The sequence below is a fragment of the Vibrio sp. D417a genome (assembly GCF_030248595.1).
In the GTDB taxonomy this organism is placed as follows: Bacteria; Pseudomonadota; Gammaproteobacteria; order Enterobacterales; family Vibrionaceae; genus Vibrio; species Vibrio alginolyticus.
This window is the reverse complement of record NZ_JAHGAM010000003.1, coordinates 195,249-206,583: the sequence shown is the minus strand read 5'-3', so window position 1 is coordinate 206,583 and position 11,335 is coordinate 195,249. Positions and strand designations below refer to the sequence as shown.

At 46.9% G+C, this 11,335-nt stretch carries 9 protein-coding genes; all 9 read right to left on the bottom strand.

Features of this window, described 5'->3' with window-relative positions; genetic code table 11:
* Nucleotides 1-137: 137 nt before the first annotated feature.
* The 9 genes from murC to ftsL all read right to left on the bottom strand — a co-directional run bounded on the left by murC (nt 138) and on the right by ftsL (nt 11,335).
* Nucleotides 138-1,595: a UDP-N-acetylmuramate--L-alanine ligase gene (gene murC, locus KI742_RS03290; RefSeq protein ID WP_285385155.1), complete on the bottom strand. Its 1,458-nt coding sequence runs from the start codon at nt 1,593-1,595 to the stop codon at nt 138-140.
* Between the two features lie 23 nt (nt 1,596-1,618).
* Nucleotides 1,619-2,686: an undecaprenyldiphospho-muramoylpentapeptide beta-N-acetylglucosaminyltransferase gene (gene murG / locus KI742_RS03285; RefSeq protein ID WP_054728485.1), complete on the bottom strand. Its 1,068-nt coding sequence runs from the start codon at nt 2,684-2,686 to the stop codon at nt 1,619-1,621.
* Nucleotides 2,673-3,869: a cell division protein FtsW gene (gene ftsW / locus KI742_RS03280; protein ID WP_285385154.1), complete on the bottom strand. Its 1,197-nt coding sequence runs from the start codon at nt 3,867-3,869 to the stop codon at nt 2,673-2,675. The genes murG and ftsW overlap by 14 nt, the downstream gene beginning before the upstream one ends.
* Before the next feature lie 18 nt (nt 3,870-3,887).
* Nucleotides 3,888-5,201, bottom strand: a complete 1,314-nt coding sequence (murD, locus tag KI742_RS03275) for a UDP-N-acetylmuramoyl-L-alanine--D-glutamate ligase (protein WP_053306876.1) — start codon at nt 5,199-5,201, stop codon at nt 3,888-3,890.
* Nucleotides 5,202-5,240: 39 nt separating this feature from the next.
* On the bottom strand, nt 5,241-6,323 hold the full coding sequence (gene mraY / locus KI742_RS03270; protein WP_005372931.1) for a phospho-N-acetylmuramoyl-pentapeptide-transferase: 1,083 nt from the start codon (nt 6,321-6,323) through the stop codon (nt 5,241-5,243).
* Complete coding sequence (murF, locus tag KI742_RS03265; protein ID WP_213964145.1) at nt 6,323-7,687, bottom strand: UDP-N-acetylmuramoyl-tripeptide--D-alanyl-D-alanine ligase; 1,365 nt, start codon at nt 7,685-7,687, stop codon at nt 6,323-6,325. The genes mraY and murF overlap by 1 nt, the downstream gene beginning before the upstream one ends.
* On the bottom strand, nt 7,684-9,165 hold the full coding sequence (murE, locus tag KI742_RS03260; protein WP_285385153.1) for a UDP-N-acetylmuramoyl-L-alanyl-D-glutamate--2,6-diaminopimelate ligase: 1,482 nt from the start codon (nt 9,163-9,165) through the stop codon (nt 7,684-7,686). Before murE ends, murF begins: the two co-directional genes overlap by 4 nt.
* A 62-nt stretch (nt 9,166-9,227) precedes the next feature.
* On the bottom strand, nt 9,228-11,021 hold the full coding sequence (locus tag KI742_RS03255) for a penicillin-binding transpeptidase domain-containing protein (protein WP_005372922.1): 1,794 nt from the start codon (nt 11,019-11,021) through the stop codon (nt 9,228-9,230).
* A complete protein-coding gene (ftsL, locus tag KI742_RS03250) occupies nt 11,018-11,335 on the bottom strand; it encodes a cell division protein FtsL (RefSeq protein ID WP_005372920.1) in 318 nt (105 codons plus the stop codon). Before ftsL ends, KI742_RS03255 begins: the two co-directional genes overlap by 4 nt.

The following is an 11,335-nucleotide window of genomic DNA, read 5'->3' as shown; positions in this document are numbered from 1 at the left end:
GTAAAAGTCTTGACTTTAACCTTGGGATTATACTGAGCTCTTGTAAACTATCAAACACTGATAGCAATAAATCACAATGATATTGACGCAAAATCGAGATCTGAGTCTTTATCTGTCCTTCGCATCAACAATATGTGTCAGCCAAGCATCTTGTTTATATTCAATTTAAGACCTGCCAGCTGTTTCGCCACTTTACCAATATCACCCGCACCTTGCGTTAAGATTAGGTCGCCGTCTTGTACAACGTTAGCTAAAACTGAAGGTAATTGCTCGATTTCTGGAACAAAAATCGGGTCTACCTTGCCTCGGCTGCGAATTGTGCGACATAAAGCGCGCCCATCAGCACCTGCAATCGGCTTTTCACCCGCTGCGTAAACATCCAGCATGATCAATACATCCACCTGTTCAAGCACATTCGCGAAATCATCGTATAAATCACGAGTACGGCTATAACGGTGCGGTTGGAAAATCATCACCAAACGCTTGTCTTGCCAACCACTGCGTGCTGCATTAATGGTTACATCCACTTCTGTTGGGTGATGGCCGTAATCATCAACAAGCATTGCATGGCCGTTGCCAGTATCAAACTCGCCAAGGTGATCAAAACGTCTTCCCGTACCTTGCGTACCAGCCATTGCCTTTAGGATCGCATCGTCTTCAATGTCATCTTCAGTAGCAACCGCAATCGCAGCAGACGCATTCAATGCATTGTGACGACCTGGAATATTCAGCGTGATATCTAAGTTAGCTCGCCCTTTACGTACTACCGTAAATTTGCCTTGCTGCCCCTCTTGACGATAATCTTCAATACGTACGTCGGCATCTTCAGAAAAACCGTAAGTTATCACTTGACGACTAATACGTGGGATTAACTCTCGAACCACAGGATCATCAATGCAAACAATTGCTTGGCCGTAAAACGGTAGATTATGAAGGAAATCGATGAAGGTTTGCTTTAAGGTTTCAAAGTCACCACCATAGGTATCCATATGATCGGCTTCGATATTGGTAACAATGCTCACCATTGGTTGCAAGTGCAGGAATGACGCGTCACTTTCATCTGCCTCTGCAATTAGAATACGACTCGAGCCTAGACGCGCATTTGTACCTGCGCTTTTCACCAAACCGCCATTCACAAACGTTGGATCAAGACCGGCTTCAGAATAGATTTGAGTGACAAGAGCGGTCGTCGTGGTTTTACCGTGTGTACCCGCAACGGCAATACCGTGACGGAATCGCATCAATTCAGCCAACATCTCTGCGCGGCGTACAATAGGGATGCGTAATTCACGTGCCGCCATCACTTCTGGGTTTTCTTCGTTGATCGCCGTTGACACAACAACCACACTTGCTTTTTCTACATTACTGGCTTGATGACCAATAAATACCGTCGCACCTTTTGATACCAAACGCTCTGTCACAGCGTTCTCTGATAGATCAGAACCTGTGATTTGGTAGCCTTCGTTCAACAGCACTTCTGCAATGCCGCTCATGCCCGCACCACCAATACCGATGAAGTGGATGGATTTCACGCGGCGCATCTCTGGCACCATTGCGCGAATCTGAGCTAAGTCTTGTGTATGTTGGATTGTCATCAATTCTATTCTCAATAATTCGGTTAACGCTTTTCGGTCAAAGCGACAATGGCTTGTGCGACAACTCGGTCAGCATTCAATTTTGCAGCGCCACGCGCTTGCTCAGCCATTGTAAGTAAAGCTTGGCGATCCAATTGTTGGATCTGCTGAGTCAGAGACTCAACGGTTAAATCTGGTTGTTCAATCATTTTCGCCGCGCCGCAATCCACCAAGTGGTCTGCATTAAGTGCTTGCTGGCGGTCTTTGTGCATGAATGGAACAAAAATAGCGCCTACACCTGCCGCCGAGACTTCAGAAACGGTTAACGCTCCAGAGCGACAAACTAAAAGGTCAGCCCATGCGTAAGCTTCTGCAACGTCATCAATGAATTCCATTACTTCTGTATTTACCACACCATTAGCTTGGTATGCTGCATTCACTTCTTCGGCGGCACCTTTGCCCGCTTGATGACGAATACAGTAATCTTCGCCCAATTTCGACATCACTTCTGGCAGAGTTTGGTTAAGAATACGTGCGCCTTGGCTGCCACCCATCACCAAAATGCGAATTGGACCTTGGCGCTCTTGCATGCGCTCAGTTGGCGCTGCTAATTGAGTCACGTCTTCACGAACTGGGTTCCCAACCACTTCGGCATTTGGAAAAGCGCCTGGGAAAGCCTGAAAAACCTTCTTAGCGATTTTCGATAACCATTGGTTCGTTAAACCTGCTACTGCATTTTGTTCATGCAGAACAACAGGAATGCCACTCATCCAAGCGGCAATACCGCCCGGGCCGCTAACATAACCGCCCATACCAAGCACTGCGTCTGGCTGCCAGCGTTTCATGTGAGCACGAGCCTGCATAATGGCATTGATAATTTGAAATGGTGCTGCAAGAAGACGTTTAACGCCTTGACCTCGTAACCCTTTCACTTTGATAAAGTCGATTTCAATGCCATGTTTTGGCACCAAATCCGCTTCCATTCGATCCGCCGTACCTAACCAACGGATCTCCCAACCTTGCTCTTGAAGCTGTTTTGCTACCGCCAAACCTGGGAATACGTGACCGCCAGTACCACCAGCCATCACCATCAAACGTTTATTTTGTTTCATTAGCTTGTTGTTCTGATTGTTGTTGCTCGCGTTTCAAGCGGCATTCGTAATCGATACGCAGTAATATGGACACTGCGACGGACATAATTATTAGACTAGAACCACCATAACTGATGAGTGGAAGTGTTAAACCTTTTGTTGGAACAATACCGGCGGCAGCTCCAACATTAACCAAGGTTTGAAACGCAAACCAAATACCAATTCCGAAAGCCAGATAACCTCCGAACATTTCGCCTTCTTCAAATGCACGCTTGCCGATGTAAACCGCTTTTAGCACCAAGCTAAAAATCAGCATTAAGACCAGCACTACGCCTACGAAACCAAGCTCTTCAGCAAGTACGGCAAACACAAAGTCGGTATGCGCTTCCGGTAGATATTCCAGTTTTTGAATTGAATTACCGAGACCTTGACCGAACCATTCACCACGACCAAACGCCATCAAAGACTGAGTCAACTGATAGCCACTGCCAAATGGGTCTTCCCACGGGTCAAGGAAGGAGGTTACTCGTCGCATACGGTATGGCTCGACGAGAATCAAACCTACCACAGCGCCGATACCTGCCACCATCAAGGCGAGAAACTGGGTTAGTTTTGCACCTGCGATAAAAAGCATGCCAAACAGCGTGACCAGCATCACGACGACCGTCCCCAAGTCTGGCTGACCAAGTAGTAATACTGCGAAGAAGGCAAACACCATGATAGGCTTCATAAAGCCACCAAAGAACGTTTGTCGTACTTCGTCTTGCTTTCGAACTAAGTAACCAGACATGAAGATAAACAGCGATAGCTTCGCGACTTCCGCTGGCTGAAGGTTAAACAGCCCAAGGGGAATCCAACGAGACGCACCATTAACCGACTTACCCGCCAAGAGCACGATGATCAACAGTGCGAAAGAAGCCCAAAGTAAGTAATGGCTCTTCTTAAACCACTCTTGCAAAGGCACTTGCAAAATAACAGCGGAGGTCCCTAACGCCAGCACGAGAAACGTCGCATGACGAAACATAAAGTGGAACGGCTGTTCCGTTAATCGAGAGCTGATTGGAAATGATGCAGAGGTTACCATGATCAAACCAGTCAACATCAAACCCAGTGCAATCCACACTAACTGACGATCAAACATCGCCTCTGGGGCTGGATGCTTGAGCCAATTGCCAATACTGCGTTTAACGTTACCTAAACCCACGAAGTGTGTAACCTTTAATTATGCATATTTCTGAGCAAGAGCAGCGAAAGCATCACCTCTTGCCATAAAGTTGTCGAATTGATCAAAGCTAGCACATGCAGGAGACAGCATCACCATATCACCTGGTTTTAACTGCGAAGATACTTGTTGAATCACATCTTCCATAGTGTCGAAACGTATTGCAGATTCATGCAGTGGCATAAATTCATCGCCATCAGCGCCAAAGCAACACAGTTGCAAGTTAAGCGTCGCGAAGATCGGTTTTAATGGCGAGAAGTCAGCACCTTTGCCAACACCACCAACGAGTAAGTAGAGCTTGCCTGTCGATTCCAAACCAGATAGCGCAGCCATAGTGCTGGCAATATTAGTTGCTTTAGAGTCATTCACCCATTTGACGCCTTGATTATCCGCAACCACCTGGCATCGGTGTGTCAGTCCCGTGTAATTTTTAAGTGCATTCAATGCTTTGTGATAGTTTACGTCCGCAGCTTTTAATAGCGCTAAAGCAACCAGAGCGTTAGATAAGTTGTGTTTACCAACCAACTTAAGCTCATCACTTGCGACAACTCGTTGACCGTGATCGAGCAGCCAAGTACGGTTGCCATCCACCTCGAGACCAAAGTCCTGATTGTCGCTGCCAAATGTCACCAATGGCATCTCTGCGTCTGGGAAGGTTTCTTGATCATCACGGTTCACGACTGCAAGAGCAGCATGGTTAAAAATACGCAACTTAGCTTGTCGATAGTCAGACATGCCTTGATAACGATCCATATGATCTTCAGAAAGATTCAGAAACGCAGCGGCTTTGAGCTTTAAGCTTGACGTCGTTTCTAACTGGAAGCTCGAGAGTTCGAGTACATATAGGTCTGCGTCTTGTTCTAACAAATCCAGTGCAGGCACACCGATGTTACCACCAACGCCAACATCCAAACCTGCAGCCTCAGCCATCACACCTGTGAGGTCGGTTACTGTGCTCTTACCGTTTGAGCCCGTAATCGCAATCACCGGTTTCTGCACCGCCCAAGCGAATAACTCGATATCACCTACTACTGCCGTACCTTTTGCTAATACGGCTTGGATCTCTGGTGTCGCTAGCGCAATACCAGGGTTGGTCACGATAAGATCCGCGTCAGAAAGCCAGTCTGTATTCCAACCACCACTATGCAGTTGAACACTTTCCGGCAAGCGCTCTGCACCTGGAGGGTTTACACGAGTATCAATGACTTTGACCACAAGTTGTGGCTGATTTTTTCTTAGGTGTTTAACGACAGAGAGCCCGGTAATACCGAGCCCTACGACGACAACACTATGTATGTTTTGCCAACGTTCCATATTTGATCACACTGTAAATCTTGTTCTTGGAAAGTGCGATTAACGCACTTTCAATGTCGCAAGACCAATCAGAACAAGAACCATAGAAATAATCCAGAAGCGCACGATTACGCGAGGTTCTGGCCAACCTTTCAATTCGTAGTGGTGGTGAATTGGTGCCATACGGAAAATGCGCTGACCACGTAATTTGTAAGAACCTACCTGCAGGATGACTGATAGCGTTTCCATTACAAATACGCCACCCATGATCACTAACACCAACTCTTGACGAACTAGAACAGCAATGGTGCCCAATGCACCGCCAAGCGCTAGTGAACCTACATCGCCCATGAACACTTGTGCTGGGTAAGTGTTAAACCACAAGAAACCAAGGCCTGCACCTACGATTGCTGTACATACGACAACTAACTCAGAAGCATGCGGTAAGTATGGTATATGAAGGTATTCAGAGAAGTTAACGTTACCGGTCGCCCATGCAATAACCGCGAAGCCTGCTGCAACAAGAACCGTTGGCATGATTGCCAAACCGTCTAGACCATCAGTCAGGTTAACCGCGTTACTTGTACCTACAATGACAAAGTAAGTCAGAATGATATACATCAAACCAAGCTGCGGCATGATGTCTTTAAAGAATGGCACCACTAGCTGAGTTGCTGCTGTGTCTTTACCGTAAGCATACAATGCGAAAGCGACGACAAACGCGATCAACGACTGCCAGAAGTACTTCCAACGCGCGATCAAGCCATCGGTATTTTTGCGTACCACTTTACGGTAATCATCAACAAATCCGACCGCACCGTAGCCAAGTAAGACTGTCAGTACCGCCCATACGTAAGGGTTGGATAAGTCTGTCCATAGCAAAATCGTGATTGAGATGGCCGCTAAGATCATGATACCGCCCATTGTTGGGGTACCACGCTTACTAAAGTGAGATTCCGGACCTTCATTACGCACTACCTGACCAATTTGCAGCATTTGCAAACGCTTGATCATGATTGGTCCCATCCATAATGACAGACCTAGAGCGGTTAATACGCTTAGGATTGCTCGAAAAGACAAGTATTCAAACAATCGGAAAAAAGACAGGTATGGCTGTAGCAGCTCGGCAAGCCAAATAATCATTAATAATACTCCTTCAAAGCAGCAGCGACTTCAAACATACGTGCACCGTTCGCTCCTTTCACCAACATCGTATGGCTTTCAGGAACGGCTTGGTCTAGATGCTGCTTGATGTATTCAATCATCTCTTGGTGCGTCTCAAAATGAATGCCTTGGCAAAGATCACTGATCACCTTGGCGTCTGCACCATATGTGAGAACATGTTCAAATTTTTGTGGGGCAGCATGTTCCCCGACTTGACGATGAAGTGCAAGACTTTCCTCGCCCAATTCCGCCATATTACCTAAAATCAGCCAACGTTGACCTGGGAAAGCGGCCAATAAATCAACTGCCGCTTTCATGGCTGGCACGCTCGCGTTGTAGCTGTCGTCAATCAATTTTATCTTTTCGCTCAGCGCTTCAACCTCGACGCGACCTTTCACTTTGTTCAAATGTTTAAGGCCAGCACGAACCTCTTCTAATGTGGCGCCCATTTGTAACGCAATAATAGAAGCAGCGATCGCATTCGCAACGTTGTGTTGACCTATAATACCCAGAGACAGTTCAATTTCTTGTGAGCTTGCTGCGATATGTAAGTCAAAGCTTGCTTCACCTGCGGCGTTCAATACGATGTTAGAAGCGAAGAAGTCTGCATCAGTATTACTTTGTGAAAAAGTAATGACTTTCTTATCTGCTAACACTTCATCCCACTTGGCTTCACCATTGCTGTCTAGGTTAACAATCGCAATACCACCAGCTGAAAGGCCTTGGTAGATTTCACCTTTGGCTTGTTTCACGCCATCAATAGAACCAAAGCCTTCAAGGTGAGCGGCGGCTACATTGTTCACTAACGCGATATCTGGTTTTACTAACTGAGTCGTGTAAGCAATTTCACCTATATGGTTAGCACCAAGCTCAATCACGGCATAATCATCATCCTGCTGTGAGCGCAATAATGTCAACGGAACACCAATATCATTATTGAAGTTACCCGCCGTGAATAACACTTTGCCTTTCAATTGCAGGATACTCGCAACCATTTCTTTTACGGTCGTTTTACCGCAACTTCCGGTGATGGCAACGGTAGGTGTTTTGCATGCTTGATGCACCCAAGAAGCAAACTCACCCAATGCAAGTTTGGTATCCGACACCACAATTTGCGGCACATTCACATCTAAGCGTTTTTCTACGAGTAAAGCACCGGCACCTGCATCTACCGCTTGTTGGCAAAAGTTGTGCGCGTCAAAGCGCTCCCCTACTAACGCGACAAATAGAGCCCCACGATCAATCGTTCGTGTATCAGTAGAAACCGCGTCGATAAGTAGATCGTCGCCGAATCGCTCGCCACGAGTGATGTCTGCAATTTGAGATAACGTTACTTTGATCATGAGGTCAATCCTAAAAGTTGCATTGCGGACTCGCGGTCGGAGTAATGAATCGTTTCGCCATTACGAATCTGATAATCTTCATGGCCCTTCCCTGCTAACAAGATAATGTCGTTTGGCGAAGCATTTTCAATGGAATAAGACAGTGCTTTGAAGCGGTCATGCTGAACAATCGCTTCAGCAGGTTTTGACAGCCCAGCTAACATGTCTTTCACAATCTGAACCGGGTCTTCGCTGCGTGGGTTATCGTCAGTCAACACCACTCTGTCGCCTAGACGCTCTGCAATTTCCGCCATCATTGGGCGCTTACCTGCATCGCGATCGCCACCACAGCCAAAAATAGCCCACAGCTGGCCTTCACAATGAACTCGTAAAGCTTGCAGCGCTTTTTCTAAAGCATCAGGAGTATGGGCATAATCGACCACGACTTTGGCACGATCCTCAGTTTGGAATAACTCCATTCGGCCGAGTACAGGTTGCAGTTGACCTGCGGTTTCGAGTAACGCTTGTTTCTCTTTACCTAAGCTTAATAAGGTCGCAAAAGCGAGCATTAAGTTGGTTGCATTAAACTCACCAATCAATGGCGCGTGCAATTTACCTGAGCCAAACTTACCATCGAACTTAATAGTAATCCCTGACTCCGCGTAACTGACTTCCGTCGCCCAAATTGCGCTTTCAAATTCAGTGTTCGCCTTGAGCGAAACAGCGATCGCATTACTTAACTGCGACGCCCATTGATGACCTACTTCATCATCAACATTGATAATGGCACGTTCACATTGGTGTTGCGTGAACAACCCAAGCTTTGCATTGGCATACTCTTCCATCGTGCCATGATAATCTAAGTGGTCACGACTTAAGTTAGTAAACACGCCCGCCGCAAATGATAATGCTTTGACACGACCTTGCGTCAGGCCATGAGAAGATACTTCTAGCGCGGTGTATGTGGCTTGTTGATTTGCGAGAGAGGAGAGCGTTTTCTGAATTTCAACGGCATTCCCCGTTGTATTCGCAGCTTGTTGCAAGTTATTGAGGAAGCCATTTCCTGTTGTTCCCATTACCGCCGCTTTATGGTCAAGCAGTTCTAGCCATTGCGCTATTAACTGGGTAATGGTGGTTTTGCCGTTGGTGCCGGTGACACCAATCAAATCCATATCAGGGTAAGCATAGAGCTTTCCAGCAATTGCGGATAAACGTTGGTCCAACCTATCAATGTAAATGACGGGAACATCATCAATGATTTCCACCGTACCATGTGTTTTGACATCGCAGGCTTGCGCAAGGGCTGCATTTGCACCTTGCTCAATTGCAGAGGCAATGAATTTACGCCCATCCACAACATGGCCAATCACTGCTACAAACGTGGTTCCAGGTTGAACTCTTCGGCTGTCGAGCTCCAATTCAGAAACAAGAACGGACGATAAGCTAGGGCAATCCACCCAAGGGGAAAGCAGCACGTCCATACTGATGGCTTTAGTCATATTTGTTCTCCGAGCTTTGGCTCAGGTTTTCTTAATTTTGTTTGCTCAGTAAACCACAGGGCTTACTGTTGGAATTTGTTTTCGTCAGGTGCAACATTGAGTATTTGTAGCGCGCCTTTCATGATTTCAGAGAAGACAGGAGACGCTACCGAACCACCATAGTAGTCATCGCCTTGAGGCTCATTTACGATCACCACCAAAGCAATTCGCGGATCGCTAACCGGAGCAAGCCCAGCCGTGTAGGTGATGTACTCATCGCTGTACCCACCAGCAGAAGCTTTACGTGATGTACCCGTTTTCGCTCCCACTCGATAACCAGGAACTGCCGCTCTGCGAGCCGAGCCCCCTTTTTGAGTTACGGTTTCCAACATGTCTAATACTTGACGCGCATACTTCGCACTCACCACTTGACGTGACATGTCATGATCATTGCTTTCAATAATATGAATAGGCTCGTATTTGCCAAGGTTTCCAAGCGTCGCATAAGCATGGGCTAGCTGAATTGGTGTAATTGATAGACCGTAACCAAACGCAATCGTGGCGCGCTCAATTGGCGACCAACGAGTTCGTGTAGGAAAAATACCCGTCACTTCCCCAACTAGGTTTAGGCCAGAAAGCTCACCAAAACCCACTGAACTGTACAGCCCAAGAAGCGCCTCTACCGGCATTTGCATTGCTAGCTTCGTCACACCGATATTACTCGACTTTTTAAGGATCGTGGTCAAGCTCGCTTTGCCTACGCGAGAGACATCTCTGACTCGACTACCACCTAAACGTAGGACACCATTACCGGTATCTACGATGGTATCTTTATCGGCTATCCCATTTTCTAAGGCGGCTAAAATAACGAAAGGCTTAATGGTCGAACCGGGCTCCATTGAGTCCGTGATCACTCGGTTACGCATTTGATAGCTTTGCCAATCGCTACGATTGTTAGGGTTGTAAGAAGGAGCATTAACCATGGCCAATACGGCGCCCGTTTTTACATCCAACATGACAACGGAACCTGAAGTGGCGCGGTGGTCCGCAACGGCTTGCTTAATCGCACGATACGCAATCGCCTGTAGGCGCTGATCGATGGTTAACTGAAGTGATTTACCTTCTTGCTTGTCTTGCCAAGCAATGTTTTCCACAACACGACCATAACGGTCTTTACGAATAGTTTTCTTACCCGCCGCGCCAGTGAGCCACTCATCGTAGCTACGCTCCACACCTTCTAGGCCATGCCCGTCAATGCCTGTCACACCGACTAAGTGAGCACTAACCTCACCTGCAGGATAATAACGACGAGATTCCGACTTAAGGCCAACACCTGGCAGCTTTAACTCACGAATATAGTTCGCCATGGCCGGACTGACCTGGCGCTGCAAGTAGATAAAGCGGCGTTTTTCATTGCGCTTGATTTTGTCTATTAACCCTTGTCGGTCAATACCAAGAACATCCGCTAATGCATGCCAACTTTTGGTCTGGCTTAACGCGTTTTCTTTAAATATCGTGGCAGGATCTGCCCAAACCGCCTCAACCGGTACACTGACAGCAAGCGGCTCACCATTTCGATCCGAAATAATACCGCGAGCAGAAGGAATGGATTTAACACGAACCGAACGTAGGTCACCTTGTTTAATCAGGTTATCTGGCTCAATGATTTGGATGTAGGCTACGCGTGCCACCAAAAGGGCAAATGCACAAAAAACAAAAAACAGTAATAGATGGAAGCGCCAACGAATCAAGAAAGATTCTTCGACCGCCACTTTCACTGCTTTGTTATCGTTTTTCTTATCCCCCGTAGCCGCTTTCTCTTTTGCTACAGGTTTACGCTTATTGGCTTGTTTCGTGTTGGATTTTTTTCTAATCATTTGAGCGTGACAACCACTTCTTTATCGCCATCAGGTCGTTTCATTTCAAGTTCTTTTTTGGCAAGGTCTTGAACACGACTGTGTTCCGCGAGGGCAGTTTCTTCCAACATTAAGTTACGCCATTCGCTATCTAATCGTTCTCGTTCAACCAACGTGTGATCTTTCTCAGTGATCGCTTGACGCGCATGGTGGGTAGCAAATACCACTCCCATTGCCGATGCCACGATCAATAGCAACAACAGTAATGGCCAGCGACCAACGGTGAGGAGATCCGTCGCAATCAACTTAGCAAGATTAGGAGTGGATTTCGTCAT